General features: G+C 53.8%; 18 protein-coding genes. 6 read left to right on the forward strand and 12 right to left on the reverse strand.

The features are described 5' to 3' along the window. Positions 1–210 precede the first annotated feature (210 nt). Entirely contained in the window at positions 211–561 is a 351-nt protein-coding gene (locus THS27_RS06790) for a DUF952 domain-containing protein (RefSeq protein ID WP_085589206.1), read from the forward strand. Between the two features lie 32 nt (positions 562–593). Here THS27_RS06790 and THS27_RS06795 read toward each other — a convergent pair whose 3' ends face one another. Both THS27_RS06795 and THS27_RS06800 read right to left on the reverse strand, forming a co-directional pair. After that, positions 594–827 carry a DUF1413 domain-containing protein gene (locus THS27_RS06795; protein ID WP_085589208.1) on the reverse strand — a complete coding sequence of 78 codons (234 nt, stop codon included), beginning with the start codon at positions 825–827 and terminating at the stop codon, positions 594–596. Between the two features lie 132 nt (positions 828–959). Then, the gene (locus THS27_RS06800) at positions 960–2,075 is read right to left on the reverse strand and encodes an NADH:flavin oxidoreductase (protein WP_085589209.1); all 1,116 of its coding nucleotides are present in this window, start codon (positions 2,073–2,075) and stop codon (positions 960–962) included. A 100-nt stretch (positions 2,076–2,175) separates the two neighbouring features. Between THS27_RS06800 and THS27_RS06805 the strand changes: the two genes are divergently transcribed. From THS27_RS06805 to THS27_RS06815, 3 genes are all read left to right on the forward strand, one after another. Next, entirely contained in the window at positions 2,176–2,580 is a 405-nt protein-coding gene (locus tag THS27_RS06805) for a helix-turn-helix domain-containing protein (protein WP_246832872.1), read from the forward strand. Positions 2,581–2,690: 110 nt separating this feature from the next. Beyond that, entirely contained in the window at positions 2,691–3,920 is a 1,230-nt protein-coding gene (locus THS27_RS06810) for a quinone-dependent dihydroorotate dehydrogenase (protein ID WP_085589211.1), read from the forward strand. A 75-nt stretch (positions 3,921–3,995) separates the two neighbouring features. Continuing rightward, positions 3,996–4,877: a TIGR01459 family HAD-type hydrolase gene (locus THS27_RS06815; RefSeq protein ID WP_085589213.1), complete on the forward strand. Its 882-nt coding sequence runs from the start codon at positions 3,996–3,998 to the stop codon at positions 4,875–4,877. 83 nt (positions 4,878–4,960) lie between these two features. Here THS27_RS06815 and THS27_RS06820 read toward each other — a convergent pair whose 3' ends face one another. The 9 genes from THS27_RS06820 to THS27_RS06860 all read right to left on the reverse strand — a co-directional run bounded on the left by THS27_RS06820 (position 4,961) and on the right by THS27_RS06860 (position 14,868). Continuing rightward, positions 4,961–5,818, reverse strand: coding sequence for a D-amino-acid transaminase (locus THS27_RS06820; RefSeq protein ID WP_085589498.1), 858 nt, complete (start codon positions 5,816–5,818; stop codon positions 4,961–4,963). Between the two features lie 308 nt (positions 5,819–6,126). After that, positions 6,127–6,894 carry an ABC transporter substrate-binding protein gene (locus THS27_RS06825; RefSeq protein ID WP_085589214.1) on the reverse strand — a complete coding sequence of 256 codons (768 nt, stop codon included), beginning with the start codon at positions 6,892–6,894 and terminating at the stop codon, positions 6,127–6,129. Positions 6,895–7,088: 194 nt separating this feature from the next. Further along, the gene (locus THS27_RS06830) at positions 7,089–8,201 is read right to left on the reverse strand and encodes an ABC transporter ATP-binding protein (protein ID WP_085589216.1); all 1,113 of its coding nucleotides are present in this window, start codon (positions 8,199–8,201) and stop codon (positions 7,089–7,091) included. An 11-nt stretch (positions 8,202–8,212) separates the two neighbouring features. Further along, positions 8,213–9,064 (reverse strand): carbohydrate ABC transporter permease, encoded by an 852-nt coding sequence (locus THS27_RS06835; RefSeq protein ID WP_085589218.1) that lies wholly within the window; start codon positions 9,062–9,064, stop codon positions 8,213–8,215. An 18-nt stretch (positions 9,065–9,082) separates the two neighbouring features. After that, positions 9,083–10,015, reverse strand: coding sequence for a carbohydrate ABC transporter permease (locus THS27_RS06840; RefSeq protein ID WP_085589500.1), 933 nt, complete (start codon positions 10,013–10,015; stop codon positions 9,083–9,085). A gap of 5 nt (positions 10,016–10,020) precedes the next feature. After that, a complete protein-coding gene (locus THS27_RS06845) occupies positions 10,021–11,289 on the reverse strand; it encodes a sugar ABC transporter substrate-binding protein (protein WP_085589220.1) in 1,269 nt (422 codons plus the stop codon). A 32-nt stretch (positions 11,290–11,321) separates the two neighbouring features. Next, positions 11,322–12,494, reverse strand: a complete 1,173-nt coding sequence (locus THS27_RS06850; RefSeq protein WP_085589222.1) for an aminotransferase class I/II-fold pyridoxal phosphate-dependent enzyme — start codon at positions 12,492–12,494, stop codon at positions 11,322–11,324. Continuing rightward, positions 12,481–13,200 (reverse strand): FadR/GntR family transcriptional regulator, encoded by a 720-nt coding sequence (locus tag THS27_RS06855; RefSeq protein ID WP_210402847.1) that lies wholly within the window; start codon positions 13,198–13,200, stop codon positions 12,481–12,483. The genes THS27_RS06850 and THS27_RS06855 overlap by 14 nt, the downstream gene beginning before the upstream one ends. Positions 13,201–13,677: 477 nt before the next feature. Further along, a complete protein-coding gene (locus tag THS27_RS06860) occupies positions 13,678–14,868 on the reverse strand; it encodes a hypothetical protein (RefSeq protein WP_085589226.1) in 1,191 nt (396 codons plus the stop codon). 198 nt (positions 14,869–15,066) lie between these two features. Between THS27_RS06860 and THS27_RS26875 the strand changes: the two genes are divergently transcribed. Further along, positions 15,067–15,225: a hypothetical protein gene (locus tag THS27_RS26875; protein WP_168184839.1), complete on the forward strand. Its 159-nt coding sequence runs from the start codon at positions 15,067–15,069 to the stop codon at positions 15,223–15,225. A 253-nt stretch (positions 15,226–15,478) separates the two neighbouring features. On the opposite strand, the gene THS27_RS06865 is transcribed toward THS27_RS26875, so the two are convergent. Further along, on the reverse strand, positions 15,479–16,123 hold the full coding sequence (locus THS27_RS06865; protein ID WP_085589228.1) for a TetR/AcrR family transcriptional regulator: 645 nt from the start codon (positions 16,121–16,123) through the stop codon (positions 15,479–15,481). A gap of 134 nt (positions 16,124–16,257) precedes the next feature. Between THS27_RS06865 and THS27_RS06870 the strand changes: the two genes are divergently transcribed. Then, positions 16,258–17,436, forward strand: coding sequence for an efflux RND transporter periplasmic adaptor subunit (locus THS27_RS06870; protein ID WP_246832873.1), 1,179 nt, complete (start codon positions 16,258–16,260; stop codon positions 17,434–17,436). Positions 17,437–17,438: the final 2 nt, after the last annotated feature.

Below are 17,438 nucleotides of genomic sequence, written 5' to 3' on the forward strand. Positions count from 1 at the left end.
TAATGAGTCCTGAGCCTAGTTTTGTCTGTTCGTATGAGCAGCGTAAATGGGATTTGATGAATTAGCTCTTTTTTTAAGAGGCTGATTTTAAGGATGTATTATTTTTCTCCATTGCGGGCGCGGGCGAAGTTCCGCTCGCCTGATGTTTTTGTAAATTGTCCGAGTTTCTTCCTGTTGCCCGATCTACGTAGTTGCCGTAAAGTCCGGACCATGAACGAACAGATTATTTATCGGGTTCTTGGCAGCGATGAATGGGCGGAAGCCCTGTCGCATGGCGAGTATCTGGGCGCGCCACATGATGTGGCCGATGGCTTTATTCATTTTTCAACCCATGACACGCTGGCGGCGACGCTGGCGCTGCATTATGCCGGGCGGGATCATTTGAAACTGTTGCATGTGCCCGTGGCACCCATTGCGCAGAATATCAAATGGGAACCGGCGCGCGGCGGCACGCTGTTTCCGCATCTTTATGCGCGTTTGTCGGTGCAGGATGTTTTTCGGGTAGATGATGTGCGCCTTGATGAGAACGGCGTTCACATTTTGCCGGAAGATTTGCGTTAGGCGACTATCACATCTTTTTGAAGGTGGCGGAGTTAGGGTTTTTCTATTTTTTGATAGACCCGACCGCCGCCTTTTTTTGTGCCGGTATCGATAATGCCGGGAAATTTTCCGGCCCGAACGGCATTCATAAAAGCGTGGCCGCGTTTTACCTTGTCACCGATATAGAGGGTGTCCCAGTCCGGGCCGTAAATTTCGGGAAAGTGAAAATTTCCCGTCGGCAGTTGCTTGATCTGGTGACGCAGACGGATAATTTCTTCGTCGGTCATCGTGGTCCCGGCCCGGTTTCAGGTTGGAAAATATCAATATTTTACCTGAACAACGCTAACAGTTTTATGGCATCGGCAACAGGGCGGAAAAACCGGCCCTGTTGCCGTGATAGTCAGATATTTGGGCCGGGGTTAAACCAGTTCGCCCAGGGAATTGGGGGTGAAGGTTGAAATTTCATCCCATTTCTCGGTGCGGATTTTGGAGGCCCAATGCGGGTCGCTTAGCAGGGCACGGCCAACTGCGATCAGGTCAAATTCATCACGTTCCATGCGGGTTAGCAGTTTTTCAATGCCCGCATTGCTGACCGCTTCACCGGAAAACGAACCGATGAAATCGCCCGAAAGGCCAACAGACCCAACGCTGATGGTGGCGGCACCGGTAATTTTTTTGGCCCAACCGGCAAAGTTAAGGCCGTTTTCGCCATCAATTTCGGGGAATTCCGGTTCCCAGAAACGGCGCTGAGAGCAATGGAAAATATCGACACCGGCATCGGCCATTGGTGCCAGCCAGCTTTCCATTTCAGCCGGGCTGGTGGCAAGACGAGCGGTGTAATCCTGCTGCTTCCATTGTGACAGACGGATGATGATCGGGAAGTCGGGGCCAACGGCCTTGCGCACGGCGGCAACGGTTTCAACGGCAAAGCGGGATCGTTCGGCAATGGTTTTGCCGCCGTATTTGTCAGCCCGGTGGTTGGTGCCATCCCAGAAGAACTGGTCAATCAGATAGCCATGTGCGCCATGAATTTCGGCAACGTCAAAACCCAGGTGTTTGGCATCGGCGGCGGCTTTGGCAAAGGCGGCGATGGTGTCGGCAATGTCTTCGTCGCTCATGGCATTGCCACGGGGTTTATCCGGGGCTTCAAGGCCGGATGGGCTTTCAACCGGGACATCGGGCAGCCAGTCGCTCAGGAAGCTGGTGACAGACCCTGTATGCCAGATTTGCGGACCCATTTTGCCTCCGGCCTCGTGGACGGCATCGATGACGCCTTTCCAGCCGGCAAGGGCAGCATCGCCGTGAAAAAAGGGAATGTTGCCTTCATTGCGTGATGCCGGGCGGTCAATCACGGTGCCTTCGGACAGGATCAGGCCAACGTCACCTTGCGCGCGGCGTTTGTAATAGGCGGCATTTGCCTCGCCAGGAATGCCTGCCGGTGCCTTGGAACGGGTCATGGGGGCCATGACAATGCGGTTGGCAAGCTCCAGAGATTTGATTTTGAAGGGTTTGAAGAGAACGTCGCTGGAAGTCATCGGTTTTCCTTTGAAAAAGTGAATTGCTGTTTAGATATAAAAAATATACTTACTGTCAATCAGGCACCTAAACACAACCAGGTATATTCGAGGAAACCATATGGACGATTATAATGGAATGTGTAACCCGCAGCGCTTCCATGTTGACTGCCCCAGCCGGAAGCTGTTTGACCAGATCGCGGACAAATGGTCGATGATGGTTCTGACTGTTCTGGATGGTGGCCCGATGCGCTTTAATGCCATTCGTCGCCAGCTTGAAGGAATTACACAAAAGGCCCTGACCCAGACTTTGCGCCGCCTGGAGCGCAACGGGCTGGTGGAACGACAAGTGATCGCCAGTTCGCCGGTGGCCGTCCAGTATGAAGTGACAACACTTGGTCGCCAGTTAAAGGAGCCGTTCAAGGCGCTGTATAAATGGACCATTGATAACATGGACACAGTGGAACAGGCCCGTGCCGCCTATGACGCGCGAATTGAAAAGGAAGCGCGCGTTTCGCAAGGTTGAGCCGTGTTGCAGGCAGGAAGATAAGGATAATGGCGAGACATGACTTGCCCCGGCGTGTTCGCCCGCGTAAGAAAAGGGACAAGGACAAACAGATGGATGGAGCCTGACGGGTGGGGTGGTATAAAACTTTTGTTTTACCGGTGGTGCGCTGGATTGATCCGGAATGCGCGCATGGTATGGCCCTGTGGGCGTTAAAGCATAATCTGGTGCCAAAACCGGATGGTGCGCGCGATGCTACCCCTGTCCTGGAATGCGAGGTTTTCGGGCGCAAATTTGCCAATCCGATTGGTCTTGCCGCAGGATTTGATAAAAATGCCGAAGTTCCCAACGCGATGCTTGATCAGGGTTTCGGGTTTGTCGAAATCGGTTCTGTCACGCCGGAACCCCAGTCGGGTAACCGCAAACCCCGTTTGATCCGTTTGTATTCCGACCGTGCCGTTATTAACCGGATGGGGTTTAATAATGACGGGTCGGCAGTGGTGGCGACGCGCCTGCGCAAACGCGCGCGGCGGGGCATTTTGGGGGCCAATCTGGGCAAAAACAAATATGCCGCCGATGCCGTCGATGATTATGCCAAGGGTGTTCGGGCATTGGGCCGGTATGCCGATTACCTGGTGGTGAATGTATCGTCACCCAATACGCCGGGCCTGCGAGCGTTGCAGGGGCGTGAACCGCTGGCGGCGTTATTGTCTGCCGTGCTGGTGGCGCGAGACGAGGCGGCACCGGGGGTGCCGGTTTTGTTGAAAGTGGCCCCGGACCTGACCGAGGATGACAAGGCAGATATTGCTGCTGTTGTGCTGGATTTGAAAATTGACGGCATGATTGTTTCAAATACCACGATTGATCGCCCGGTCGGCCTTAACAGCTATGAGCAGGGCGAAGCGGGCGGGTTGTCCGGCCCGCCATTGATGGCGCCATCGACCAAGGTGCTTGCCGATTTTTACCTGCTGACCAAGGGCCAGGTGCCCTTGATCGGCGTTGGCGGGGTGACATCGGGCAAGGATGCCTATGAAAAAATCCTGAATGGTGCATCATTGGTGCAGCTTTATTCAGCACTGGTTTATCACGGGCCGGGGCTGGCGCAGGAAATTAAGGAAGACCTTGAAAAGCGATTGCGACAGGATGGATTTGCATCGGTTGGGGATGCTGTTGGGGCCGCTTTCCCGGAAATCAGCGGCAAACATGCCGCGATTGACGAGGTTGTGAAGGCAACAGGCATTTCCTCGGATATCGAGGCAGGGCAGAACCCGGATGTAACCCCGGATATAACCCCAGATGCGTCCCCGGTGGTGAAACCCGATGTCGGGGAAAAAGCACCAAACACGCCCAAACAGGATTAATCTGTTTTAGCTTCCCTGATTTTGACGCGGGCATTTTTCGGCCCGTCTGATGTTTGTTCCATGCAGGAGAACCCGATGCCGCAAACCCCGTATCACATGATCAATGGCTTGTCCGAGGTGATCGGCAATTATGATGCCGTTATTCTGGATTTGTGGGGGGTGGTGCATGATGGTGTTACGCCTTATCCCAGCTCAATTGCGGCGATGACGGCGTTAAAAGAGGCCGGTATTCCGGTTGCGTTGTTGTCCAATGCGCCGCGCCGTTCCAGTGTGGTGATTGCACGTATGGAAGATATGGGCATTGACCGCGCGCTTTATGGCCCTGCGGTGGCATCGGGGGAAATTGCCTATCATCAGCTGCGCGACCGGCATGATGAATGGTATGGCAAGCTGGGGCGCAAGGTGTTTCGGGTGGGGCCGGTGCGCGATCATTCAATGTTCGAGGAACAGGACGTTGAAGTTGTTGAAACCCTTGAAGATGCTGACTGGATACTGGTTACCGGACCCGATGACGACCATGATGCGGTTTCGAATTATGAAGATATGTTGCATTTGGCACTGTCACGGGAATTGCCCATGTTGTGCCCGAACCCGGACCGTGAAGTGATACGCGGCGGGGAACGCATTATTTGCGCAGGTGCCATTGCCGGGCGCTATGAAGAACTGGGGGGCAATGTGCGCTGGGAAGGCAAACCCCTTGCCAGTGCCTATGATTTTTGCCTGCAGGCGTTTGATATGGGGCCGGATGCACGGTTGCTGGTGGTGGGGGATTCCCTGTCAACCGATGTTGCCGGGTCTAATGCAGCGGGGCTTGATATTGCTTTTGTCACCGGTGGGATCCATGCCGAGGAACTTGATGCCCCACGGGGTACTTTGCCCGAAAAGGCACGGCTGGACCAGTTACTTGAAGTGACCGGTCGCCATGTAACCTATGCCATGGGCGATTTTTGCTGGTAGGACATATTGGTTCTGGTGTGAAACACGAACGCCGCCCGGTTTTTCGGGCGGCGTTCGTTGTTTTTGCCAAAGGCTTATGAGGATCAGATGGCAGCCGCGCGGTTTGCATCGATATAAATTTCGCGCAGGCGCTTGGCGATGGGGCCAGGTTTGCCATCGGTAATGGCGACGCCGTCGATCTCGACCACCGGATACACAAAGGATGATGCCGAGGTGATGAAGGCTTCTTTTGCCTTTTGGGCTTCGGCGATGGTAAAGGCGCGTTCTTCGACTTTCAGGTCAAGTTCGGCGGCACATTGCAAAATGGCCTTGCGGGTGATGCCATGCAGAATGTCGTTGGACAATTCACGTGTGATGATGGTGTTGTTTTCATCCACGATATAGGCATTGTTCGACGAGCCTTCGGTTACTTTGCCATCCAGCACCAGCCAGGCATCATCGGCGCCTTTTTTGGCCGCTTCGTTTTTAACCAGCGACGAATAAAGCAGCTGAACGGTTTTAATATCGCACCGGCGCCAGCGCTGGTCGGGGAAGCTGGCGATTTTCAGGCCGCGTTCGGCAGCGGCACTTTTGATGAGCGATTTGGCCTGGGTAAACAGAACAAGGCCCGGTTTGACGTCGTCTGACGGGAACATGAAATCGCGATCTGCGGCAGCACCGCGCGAAACCTGCAAATAAATCAGGCCTTCGGTGATGTCGTTTTTGCTGATCAGGTCGCGGTGGATGGCCAGCAGGGCATCGCTATCGACGGTAAAGTTAATACCGAGTTCTTTTAACGAGCGTTCAAGGCGGGTCATGTGGCCGTGAAAATCGATCAGCTTGCCGTCGAGAACCGATGTTACCTCGTAAACGGCATCGGCGAATAGAAAGGCGCGATCAAAGATTGAAACGGTTGCTTCATTTTCCGGCACATACTGGCCGTTGACATAAACAGTACGCATTTGATTTTCCTGATGGTTCAGATCGGCTGCCGATCCCGTAAAGCAATATGGGCGCTTCCAAACATAATGTGCCTGCCAATTCTGGTTAAATGCAGGCATTACAACGCTGTTAACCAGATAGCACAGCTTTGCTGTCCTTGTCGCTGTGCGCTTTTTTTATTGCGCCAAAAAGGTGAAATGTTGTTTGGTTGGGCTAAAAGGCAGGTATAATTGCGCACCAGGAAGCAAGGTTTCCCCAATTTTTCGTATAAAATTGCAAGATTGGCAAGGGCCATGGAATCGTTGCCGAAAATGGGCAAGGTTTTGCGTTAATTGGTCATGACCAGACCATATTTATTGACCAGCCGGGCATATGTGCCGTTCATTTTAACCGTTGCCAGGGCTGTGTTAAAACGGGTCAGCAAGGTTGCGGTATCGGGATAGTTTTTTGACGTCATAAGAAACAGGCCTTCACCGGCCACCAGCGGTTTTTTCAGGGTATAGAATTTCGCGACTTCTTCGGGGGGGAACAGCTGTTCAATAATATACCAGCCAACAGTGGTGGCCGTTGAAAACAGGTCAATACGGCCGATTTTCAAGCGTTTGAAGTTTTGTTCCTCGGACAGGGCATATTGAACATCCAGCCCGGCTTTTTCGAACCATGGTTCATAATAATAGCCCTGAATTCCGCCAATTTTATAAGGAAGAAGATCGGTCAGTTTTTCAAACGGAATGTCGGGTTTGCTGCCGTCTTTGCGATAGGCAAAAAAATGTGAATCTGCGACATAGACCGGATCGGAAAACAGAAATGATTGTTCGCGTGTCGCAGTTTTGCGGTAGGGAAGGGTGGCCCATATATTGGCATTGGCGACTTCCTGCTCGCCCCGTTTCCAGGGGAAATATTGAAAATCAAAATGCACACCCATTTCTTTGCCAATTTCGGCAAACAGTTCGGGAATAAAACTGTTTTTTGCATCGGGCAGGATATAGGGCGGATATTCATTGGTGGCGATGACCAGCGATGGCATGGCCCGCACGGACGTTGTCGAGAGGATCAGCAAGGCTGAAAAAAGCTTGATTTTGCCCAGCAGATTCATGGTGGTATTTCCCCGGTGTCGTCCAATAGAAGCAAGACAGCAAACAGGTGATCTGTTTGTATTTGCTATATATGGGAATGATCCAGACAGATTTTAGCCCCTTATGCATGTTCCAAAAAAGTTAAAGGCCGCAGCATTCATGCTGGCGGCCTTTAACGAAAACATGTCGATAAATTGACATGGGACCGGGCAGATCAGGCCGGTTGGCTTGAATGCGGTTCGCTTGCCGGGGGCAGGCGCAGTTCGCTTTCGCTGTCAAAAAGGTGGGTTTTATCCATGTTAAAGGCGATTTGAACGGTGCTGTCGATGGCAAGGTCGGGCCGGGCAAGGGTGAAGATTTTAACCGGTTTGCCCGCCAGGGTTACATGAACCAGTGTTGACAGCCCCATGGGTTCGATCAGGTCCACATTGGCGGTAACCGATGGCACACTGCCGTTTTCAACAATGTCGATATGTTCTGGCCGCGCACCAAGGGTAACTTTTTGGCCGTTGCTGGCATTGGGGGTTGCCAGCACCGGGATAACGGTACCGTCATCAAGTGTCATGGCGGCTGTGTTACCGGTTGCCTGATACGTACCCGTCAGGAAATTCATTGCCGGTGAGCCAATAAAGGAGGCAACAAAGATGTTTGCCGGGCGGTCATAAATTTCAAGCGGCGTTCCCACCTGCTGGACAATACCGTCATACATGGCAACAATGCGGTCTGCCATGGTCATGGCTTCGATCTGGTCATGGGTGACATAAACCGATGTTGCGCCAAGGCGACGGTGCAGTTTGCGAATTTCCGTACGCATTTGTTCGCGCAGCCGGGCATCGAGGTTTGACAGCGGTTCGTCAAACAGGAATGCCTGGGGCTGGCGCACAATGGCCCGGCCCATGGCAACCCGCTGGCGCTGCCCGCCCGAAAGGGCCTTGGGGCGGCGTTGCAACAGGGCATTGAGGCCCAGAATACCGGCAACATTATCAATCGCGGCACTGACTTTTTCCTTGGCGGTTTTGCGAAGCGTCAGCGCGTAGCTCATGTTTTCGGCAACGGTCATATGCGGGTAAAGGGCATAGGACTGAAACACCATGGCGATATCGCGGTCTTTGGGTTGCAAATCGTTTACAACATTGCCCCCGATGGCGATATCGCCTGATGTGATTTCCTCAAGCCCGGCAATCATGCGCAACAGCGTCGATTTGCCACAGCCCGACGGGCCAACCAGCACGATAAATTCCCCGTCCTGAATATCAAGATTGATGCCGTGCAGAACATCGACGGCGCCATAGCTTTTGCGGGCATTGGTAATTTCAATTGAAGCCATTTTGTCCTCGTTTATCCTTTAACGGCACCAGCCGTCAGCCCCTGAACCAGATAACGCTGGATCAGCAGGAAGAAGGCACAGGCAGGGATCAGGGCCAGCACACCGGCGGCCATCATTTGTCCGAAATCGACACCGAATTTTGAAACAAAACTCAGCAAGCCAACTGGGAAGGTAGAGGCCGATTCACTGCTGACCAGCATCAGGGCGAATAACAGTTCCGACCATGCCGCGGTAAAGACAAAGCCAAGGGTGGCGGCAATGCCAGGCAGGGTGAGGGGCAGGATGATGCGGCGGAAGGCCTCAAACCGGGTGTTACCGTCAATCATGGCGGCTTCTTCCAGATCCTTGGGGATGCCATCAAAGAAGGATTGCATCAGGAAGGTGGCGAAGGGCACGTTAAAGGCGGTGTAAACAATGATCAGCCCGGTCAGGCTGTCGGTCAGGCCCAGCGGGGCCAGAATGCGGAAAATTGGCGCAATCAGCATCACCAGCGGAAACATCTGCGTGATCAGCATCAGGGCGACGATGATGATTTTGCCGTTAAAGCGAAAACGCGAAAACGCATAGCCCGTGATAGCGGCAATGATGCAGGTAAACAGGGCGGTGCAGCCCGAAACAATCACTGAATTCATGAAGTAATGGGGGAAATGGCTTTGCGTCAGGACAAAGGTGTAATTGTCCCACGTTGTGCGTGACGGCCACATCCGCACACCTTCGGTATAGAGAATGTCGTTGGGGGTCACCGAAACCTTAAGCAGCCAGTAAAGCGGAAACAGCGCAAAGGCAACGAAAGCCGCGATCATAAGATAATGCGCGCCCCAATAGATCGTTTTGCGAAGCGGAAATTTTCCGGGCGTTGACATGTCCGAATTCCTTTGGGGTTAACTGTCGGCGTGGGTCATGGCGCGACGCAGCGCAATAACGCCCAGCGCATATGCCAGCAACAAAACAAGCAACACAGCCGCAATGGCCGAGGCGTAACCAAAATCAAGGCGGCGGAAAGCCTGGGTGAAGATGTAGCTGGCGACGATCTGGGTTGAGTCAGCCGGGCCACCTTTGGTCATCACCACAATTAAATCGGCGAAATTGGCGATCCAGATGGTGCGCAACATCAATGTGATGGCAATGGTCGGTGCCAAAAACGGTATGGTGATGCTGACAAATTGCTGGCGCGTTGTGGCACCGTCAATGGATGCGGCTTCGTATAATTCACCGGGAATGGATTGCAGGGCCGCCAGCAGGGTGATGGCAAAAAACGGAATACCGAACCAGATATTGGCAATGATCGGCCCCCACATTGCCAGATCGGGATCCGACAAAATGTTAAAAGGCGTATCCATAATGCCAAGGCTGGTAAGCCAGTGGGGCAGCGGACCCACAACGGGGTTAAACATCCATGCCCAATTAAGCCCGGACAGAAAGGTTGGCACGGCCCAGGGCAAAAACACCAGCGCCTGAACCAGCCTGCGGCCTGCAAACTGGCGATTAAGCAGCAATGCCAGAACCAGCCCCAGTGTAAACTGAAACGCCAGCGAGCCAAAGGTCCACCAGGCGGTATTGATCAGCGCGCCGAGAAACGCGCTGTCATGCATAAGGGCCTGAAAATGAGCCAGACCAACAAAACCGCCGCTAAACGGGTTCAGAATACGAATATCGCGAAAGGCATAGCTTAAGCCCAGAATAAGGGGCATCAGCATAACCGCGATGATAAGCACCACGGCGGGCGAAACATAATAATAGGGTTCAAGTATGCCGGAAAGCCTGCGGGAAAATACGCCCCGCCTTGCGGCGGGACGTTTTCCGACATCAGTCATGTTGGTCACGGGTTTGTCGCCATCCATTTCTGCTGGGCCGGGGTCAGGTAATCGGCCCACTGTTTGCCCAGTTCTTCGGGGGTGATGCGGCCCAGAAGGGCTTCCTGGCTGGTGCGGATCACCAGGGAATCTTTAAAGAACGCAAATTCTTCAAGATGGGTGGGCATCACGGTCGGATGGACATCGGGGTCCGAAAGTTCGGCAAACCAGCCTTTGAACTGGTCGGATGCAAAGAACGGATCGGATTCAGCCCCTTTGTAAATCGGCAACGCGCCAATGCGCTTGTTCCAGGTCAGGTTGGAATCCTTGCTTTCCAGATGCGAAATCAGTTTCCAGGCTTCGTCTTTATGCTCGCTGGATTTGAACATCGACCAACCGGCATAGCCAATGGTCGGGAATGCCTTGCCAGACGGGCCTTTGGGCATGGTGGTAATGCCGAAATCCTCGGCTTTCATGCGGCTGGAAATGGCGATCAGGGCGTCGGGGTCCTGGTCAAGCATGGCGCAGGTACCCGAATAGAACCCGGCGACAATTTCGTTAAAGCCCCAGTTCAGGCTGTCTTTCGGTGCCAGACCGTCTTTGTAAAGGTCGGTCAGGTATTTAAGACCCTTAACCCAGCCATCGGAATCAAAGGTGCTTTCGCCGTCCTTGGTGAAAAATTCGTTCGAGCCGGCCGCTGCCGCACCAAACATCACCCAGCCGTTCAGGCCACCGGGGCCACCGCGCAGGCAATAGCCCGATTTGCCCGGCAAGGCTGAAACCTTTTTGGCGGCTTCGCGGAAATCTTCCAGTGTTTTGGGAACTTCGGTAACACCAGCTTCCTTGAACAGCTTTTTGTTATAGAACATGGCACGCAGATAGAAGCCGTAAGGCAGCATATAGGCTTCGTTGCCAGCCGAGCGGGCAAATTCAAGCGCGCGTGAATTCAGGTTTTCGGTGGCATCCCAGCCCTTAAGGTAAGGTTCCAGGCTTTCAAGTGCGCCGTTATTGGCATAAAGCGTTAGCCAGGTATCGGGCATTTCGACGACATCGGGCGTTTGACCGGCCGAAACCATGGTGGCGAATTTTTCAAATGCCTGTCCCCAGGGCAGTGAAGTGATCTCCACATTCACGCCGGGATTGGCATCTTCATATTCCTTGACCAGCGTTTTAAGGGTTTCGGTGCGGTCCGGGCTGGTGATGACTTCGACCAGCTTCAAGGTGGTATCGGCGTAGGCATTGCTGGCCAGCGCAAGCGAAGCTGCACCTGCCAGAATTGTTGTCTTCCAGTTCATGTGAAGTCCCCTGTTAATGGACGTTTTGTTATTTAAAGGGCGGCATCGATGGCAGCAGACAGATCCGACCAAAGGTCTTCTGCATCCTCAAGGCCGATATGCAGGCGAACCAGGTTTTCAGGCACGCCAAAGCGCAGTGCCGAATTTGGCCCGCCGACCTGTGCCCGCGAAACCAGTGCAGGCACAACCAGGCTTTCATGCCCGCCCCAACTGACCCCGATTTTGAAAATGCCCAGGGCATCGCAAAAATTCGGGATGTTGACACGGGGTGAAAATTCAAACGAAAACAGTCCCGATGCGCCGGTTAAGCCGTCGGGCAGATTGCGGCCCAATGTCGGGTGATGAACGGCAACGACCTCGGGGTGGTCGGCAAGTTTTTGGGCAATGGCAAGGCCCGAGCGCTGATGTTCGCGCATGCGGGCAGGAAGCGTGCGCAACCCGCGCAACAAAAGCCAGGCATCAAAAGCCGAAAGTTTACTGCCCAGATAAGGCAAAATCTGCCCGCGCAAACGACCGATAAATTCGTTGTTCGATGCCACAACCCCGGCGACCACATCACTATGTCCGCCAAGATATTTTGATGCCGAATGAATAACAACATCGCAGCCCAGCTTTGCCGGTTGCTGAAATACCGGCGAAGCCCAGCTGTTATCAATCATGGAAATCGCACTGTGTTTGCGGGCGATTTCGCATAGTTTGGCGATATCGTGAACATGGAATGTCCAGGATGTCGGGCTTTCAAGGTAAAGCAGCTTTGCGCCGGGCAGGGCCTTGTCCACGGCGTCGGGATCGCGGCCATCAACATAATCGACCGTAACGTTAAGGTCCTTGAGCATCATTTCAAAGAAACGATAGGCATCAGGGTAGATATGCTCGACCGCGACAATACGGTCGCCGGGTTTTACCACCGAGAGAACCGATGCCGAAATGGCGGCCATGCCACTGCCAAAACCAAGGGCGTCTTCGGTTTTTTCCAGTTTGGCGATTTTTTCTTCAAAGGCGCGGACCGTCGGGTTCAGGCCGCGACTGTAAACGGGGCGGACTTTTTTACCGGCATAGGTATCGGCCATGTCGGTGAAGGATTCAAAAACAAACAGCGAGTTTTGAAAAATCGGCGGCACAACCGCATTGCCAAAATGGGTTTGATCATAGGCAACGACAGTTGACGGGGAAGACGTAACGACGGGGGGCTTATTGGTGTTCATTGGACATTCTCACGATGTCGTTTTCAACGACTTCCAGGATGGCGAGGGTATGCTGCCGGGCGCTTTCGGGGTCGCGCCGTTCGATGGCGTCAAACAGCATGCGGTGAAATTCAAACGAATCCCGGGCAAAATCGGGGCGATTAAACGGGATGGAAAAGAACGATTCAAAAGCTTCGCGCATTTGACCCAGCAATTGTTCAAACAGCGGGTTTCCTGCGGCCTTATAGATTGACAGGTGAAACACAAGGTCGGCCTGGCCGGCCGTGCCTTCGCGTAAATGTTCGGCCTCCATTGCGTCTAGGGCTGTGCGCATTTCCTCGATATCTTCGGGGGATGCACGTTTGGCGGCCAAAACGCTGGCCTCGCATTCCAGCCCACGGCGAACTTCGAGCGTTTGCAGCAGGCCGTCGCGCTGGGTGGCAATGGAAAGCGGCATGTAAACGGTTTGTTCCGTGACCGATCGTTTCAGATAGGTGCCGGACCCACGGCGAATTTCAACAATGCCCAGGGCCTGCATATGGCCAATAGCCTCGCGGATGCTGGATCGGCCAACCTGAAGGCCCGCCATTAATTCGCGTTCCGGCGGCAGACGGTCGCCGGGTTTCAAGTTGGTTTGAACGATAAAGCCGGTCAGCGCTTCCAAAATTGCATCGCGGCGTCCCGATGATGCAATGGGCGTAAAGCCGGTTGCCGTTATGTCTGCCACACTTTGATCCCTGATTTGTCGGTTATGCATCCTTGTCGGGCATATCTGGTATGCCGTCGGACATCAGACGTCAGACCAATTTGAGCAATGGGAAAGAGCGTGTCAAGATTAATGAAAGTTCACGACTGTTTTTTAATGATTTGCGAAAGAAAATTACAAGATGGCATGTGACAGGTGTGTATGGGGTTGCCGTGGATTTGGTGAGAAATATCACGGCAACAGCCCCTGAAAAGCGTTTCGCACCCGGGGTTGGCCTTGCTGCGTGCGGGCAGGCAGAGAGGGGCGCATGCGCCGGGATCGAGGTGGATTCGCACCCGCGCATGGCAAGCGTTTGGTGCGACGATGGGCGATGCCCCCGCCACGGGGCGTGGTTTTCTTGCGGGTTGTGCGCAATATAAAAGCCTGCCCCCGGCTGTTGCGAATGGGAGCAGGCTTTGAGAAAGGTTGCAGGCTAATCTGGTAAAAGCAGCTGAAATGCTAGCTGCCCGGCCGCGACATTACGGTAACGCCGTTTACCGTGATGCGGCCATCGGTCAGCAATTGCAGCTTATATTTGCTTGTGCCCTGGTTGCCGGGTTTGCCTGCTGCCAGGCCGTCGACGGCGGGCGGGAAAAGTGCGCCAAGGATGGTGGGACTTTTCGGGGTTCCCAAAAGATATTCCAGCTGGTCGCGTCCGATCAGGTCAAGGTCCAGTAACCCCTTAAAGCCATAGGCGGCCTTTTCCTGTGGTATGAACTGGCCTGTTCCGGCAGCTTCAAGGTTGCGGCTTTCGACATACAGGTTTTCAACATCAATCGGTTTGCCGGTTTTCAGGGCTTCGTGCCACAGGGCATTGGCAATGTTGTTGCGCACCAGTGCCGGGCGCATTCCTGACAGAAGGTCGGTTAAGCCCTGTTGCAATATCGGGCGGGCCTTTGTCCATTGAATGCCGGTGGCGTGGCCCGACAGGCGCACCGTGCGCGGCTGAAACAGGCCGGGCACCCACATGCCGTCATGGGTATAGTCAAGGCGGGTGGTGCCGTCATTATCGGGATACAGCGATAGTTCGGCTGATTTCATCGCCCCCATTTTTTCGCGGTTGGGGCCTGTCCATTCTGCGTCGCGCCAGGCAAGGTCAACCTTGCGCGGCAGCCACGAAATTTTCAGATCGCTGAGCAACCAGTGCTGGCGCGAAACCGGTTCGTCGGCGCCAAGGAAATTGGCAAGGCCGGTAAAACCCTCCGGGCTTTGCGTTTGTGTGTTCCAGGTCACTGTGCCACGCGCATTATGCATGGTCAGGTTCCGCTGATTAATGGTTTCCTGTGCGCTGATGCGGGCCTGTTCAGGCAGATTGAAATCGATGTTGACATAACGGGGGGTGTTTTTGTCGTCATTAACGTTGATCGCGACATTGTTTATTACAAGGTCGCGGTCACCTTCGTATCCGCCCAGGGGCACATGAACATTATCGTAACGAAAACGGGCAATGCCGTTGTCGCTGGTGGCAGATGTTTCAGTTGCCGTAACATCATGTTGCGCCATGATTTTTTGCAAAATCTGGCGGGCCTTGGCAACATCCATGGCCGAGGCGATACCGGGCATGGCAAGCATCGCGGCAGTCAGGCACAAAAAGGCCGTTAACCGGGGTGTTTTGCTGCCGGGTCGAAATCGAAAAACGGCCTTGTTCATGTATATCGTCTCGCTGGTCGTGAAGGAACGAATGCGAAGATATTGCAGGATTTTGGTAAAGATGGGGCAGTCCCGCTTTTGGGGCGTGTCACGATGTTGTGAAAACTCGTATGTTATTATTTCTGGCGCGCCGGTTTTTTAAACAGAATGATGGCGTTTGGCGACATAAAGGCATGCTGGCATAGCCCATAAATCGGAATGTCGCGTTTTGATGTGCAACAGGACGGGCATACACGACCGATTTTGCCCGACAGGACGCGCGGACGACGCATGTATGACACCTTGCGCGAAAGACTGGTGACGATGGCCTATTTTGGCGGCGACGCGTTATTTTTTGGCCCGCGCGCGCGGGCATAAAAGATGGCAAGCTGTTATTAAATGATGTGTCGGCGGGTTTTGGGAAAGAAATACAGGCGCGCGGCATTTCAGTGCGCAGGTGCCCCTTGCGTATCAGGTTGCATATCGGGGCTTTACGGGATGAGCATGAGTTTGAAAAGCGGGCAGGGGGCCGGGGATGACAGATAATTGTAATTTAATTTTGCGTTGCAATATATGCGGGTGTGCTAGACTTTTTTTGATGTCGAATTGCGCAGGGATGCCTTTGCCTGTTTTACTTCGGATGGGGGGAAATGCCGTTGAACAGCAAGTCAACCAGCTGGTTGGCGGCTTTGACGATTTCGTCTTGTGACGGGATGTATGGTGGAACCCGTTCAATGACAGTATCGCGCCATTGTCCCTGAATCATGGACAGGAACATTTTGGCGGTAAATTCAGGGTCGGGAACGTGCAATGTACCTATGTTATTGTGGTGGCGAAAAAAGGAAACAATACCTTCCGTAACCAGTTTGGGGCCGCTTTCCATAAAGGCTTCGCGGATGCCGGGGAACTGATCCATCTCTTGCTGAAGAAAGCTCATGAGGCGGATGGATTCCTCGTCCAGACATTTGGTGGTCATGATGATTGTGAAATTCAGCAGCGCGTCGCGCGGGGGGGCGTCTAAAACAAGGGATGTTTGCAGGATTTCGGAAAATTCCTGACACTTTTCGGTCACCACCGATGCGATAAGACCATCTTTGCCACCAAACGCTTCGTACAGGGTGGTGCGGGAACCACCGGAACGCGAGATAACATCGTTTAACGTGACAGCAGCAAAACCTTTGGTCGACAGGATTTCCCATGTGGCATCCATCATGGCCCGACGCCGGGCTTCTCCACGGGAATTCTGTTTTGAAACTGGTTGTAGACTGTCGCTCATGATTTTAACGGGCCTTATCTTTTTGGGGCTTGCTTCGGCACTGCACAATATGTACTGTACAGTACAGTATTATTTAAAGCAATGGCAATGCTGATTCAACGGCTTTGCATTTCGGGACTGGAAGGAAGAAAATTTTGTCGGTTCGTTCTTGTCTAAAAGCTGCCTGTCTGGCGGCAATGGTGATTTCTGTTGCTGCATGCGACGAACAAAAGGGCGGTGGCGATGCTGCGGCCCAGCAGGCACCTGCAACCCAGGTAAATTTTGTCGAGGTGCAACCTCAGACAATTGACCTGGTTGCGGAATTGCCGGGCCGTACCGTGGCATCACGCAAGGCAGATGTGCGCCCGCAGGTGGACGGTATCATCAAGGAACGTAATTTCACAGAAGGTGCGACCGTGAAGGCGGGGCAGCAACTTTATCAGATTGACCAAAGTGTTTATCTGGCCAATCTGGATGCGGCAAAGGCTGAACTGGCGCGTGCGCAGGCAACGCTGGACCAGGCAACCAAAACCCGCGCGCGTTATGACAAGCTGATCAAGACCCAGGCGGTTAGTGAACAGGCCCGTGATGATGCGGTTGCCGCAGAAGCACAAGGCAAGGCCAGTGTTGCATCGGCCCGTGCCCAGATTGATCAGGCGCGCATTAACCTGGAATACACCACCGTAACAGCCCCGATCCCCGGCAAGATCGGCGCATCGACGGTCACCGAAGGGGCGCTGGTAACGGCAAACCAGGAGATGGCGCTGGCAACGATTACCCAGCTTGACCCGATTTATGTCGATGTCACCCAGGCGGGTGGTCGTCTGATGCGGATCAATCAGGGGATTGCATCGGGCCGGATCAAAAGCACGGCGGGCGACGATGGCGTTGATGTTCGCCTTGTTCTGGATTCAACCGGTGACAAATATGCCCATGTCGGCAAATTGCAGTTTTCGGATGTGACAGTGAATGAAACCACTGGCACCGTGCGTTTGCGGGCTGTTTTCGATAACCCGGAACAGATTTTGCTGCCCGGTATGTTTGTTCGGGCCTTTGTTGGCCAGGGTGAACTCGAAGATGCCTATCTGGTGCCGCAGCGTGCAGTCATGCGTCGCCCGGACGGATCGGCCTATGTCTTCACCATCAAGTCCGACAATACCGTCGAAGCCAGGGCACTGACGATTGAGCAGTCCAAGGGCGATGACTGGGTTGTGACAAAGGGACTGAACCCCGGAGACCACATCATTGTCGATGGCTTGCAGCGCGTTGGCCCCGGCGCACCGGTAACACCGGTTGCGGCAAAGGGCGACGATGCACAGCCGGCATCCCGGTAAGG

The sequence above is a fragment of the Thalassospira sp. MCCC 1A01428 genome, from assembly GCF_002115825.1.
GTDB lineage: Bacteria > Pseudomonadota > Alphaproteobacteria > Rhodospirillales > Thalassospiraceae > Thalassospira.

Bases quoted from the DNA above. Each gene is read 5' to 3' on its own strand.
- THS27_RS06790 (WP_085589206.1), top strand. From the start codon at position 211: ATGAACGAACAGATTATTTATCGGGTTCTTGGCAGCGATGAATGGGCG.
- THS27_RS06795 (WP_085589208.1), bottom strand. From the start codon at position 827: ATGACCGACGAAGAAATTATCCGTCTGCGTCACCAGATCAAGCAACTG.
- THS27_RS06800 (WP_085589209.1), bottom strand. From the start codon at position 2,075: ATGACTTCCAGCGACGTTCTCTTCAAACCCTTCAAAATCAAATCTCTG.
- THS27_RS06805 (WP_246832872.1), top strand. From the start codon at position 2,176: ATGGACGATTATAATGGAATGTGTAACCCGCAGCGCTTCCATGTTGAC.
- THS27_RS06815 (WP_085589213.1), top strand. From the start codon at position 3,996: ATGCCGCAAACCCCGTATCACATGATCAATGGCTTGTCCGAGGTGATC.
- THS27_RS06820 (WP_085589498.1), bottom strand. From the start codon at position 5,818: ATGCGTACTGTTTATGTCAACGGCCAGTATGTGCCGGAAAATGAAGCA.
- THS27_RS06825 (WP_085589214.1), bottom strand. From the start codon at position 6,894: ATGAATCTGCTGGGCAAAATCAAGCTTTTTTCAGCCTTGCTGATCCTC.
- THS27_RS06830 (WP_085589216.1), bottom strand. From the start codon at position 8,201: ATGGCTTCAATTGAAATTACCAATGCCCGCAAAAGCTATGGCGCCGTC.
- THS27_RS06835 (WP_085589218.1), bottom strand. From the start codon at position 9,064: ATGTCAACGCCCGGAAAATTTCCGCTTCGCAAAACGATCTATTGGGGC.
- THS27_RS06840 (WP_085589500.1), bottom strand. From the start codon at position 10,015: ATGACTGATGTCGGAAAACGTCCCGCCGCAAGGCGGGGCGTATTTTCC.
- THS27_RS06845 (WP_085589220.1), bottom strand. From the start codon at position 11,289: ATGAACTGGAAGACAACAATTCTGGCAGGTGCAGCTTCGCTTGCGCTG.
- THS27_RS06850 (WP_085589222.1), bottom strand. From the start codon at position 12,494: ATGAACACCAATAAGCCCCCCGTCGTTACGTCTTCCCCGTCAACTGTC.
- THS27_RS06860 (WP_085589226.1), bottom strand. From the start codon at position 14,868: ATGAACAAGGCCGTTTTTCGATTTCGACCCGGCAGCAAAACACCCCGG.
- THS27_RS26875 (WP_168184839.1), top strand. From the start codon at position 15,067: ATGTCGCGTTTTGATGTGCAACAGGACGGGCATACACGACCGATTTTG.
- THS27_RS06865 (WP_085589228.1), bottom strand. From the start codon at position 16,123: ATGAGCGACAGTCTACAACCAGTTTCAAAACAGAATTCCCGTGGAGAA.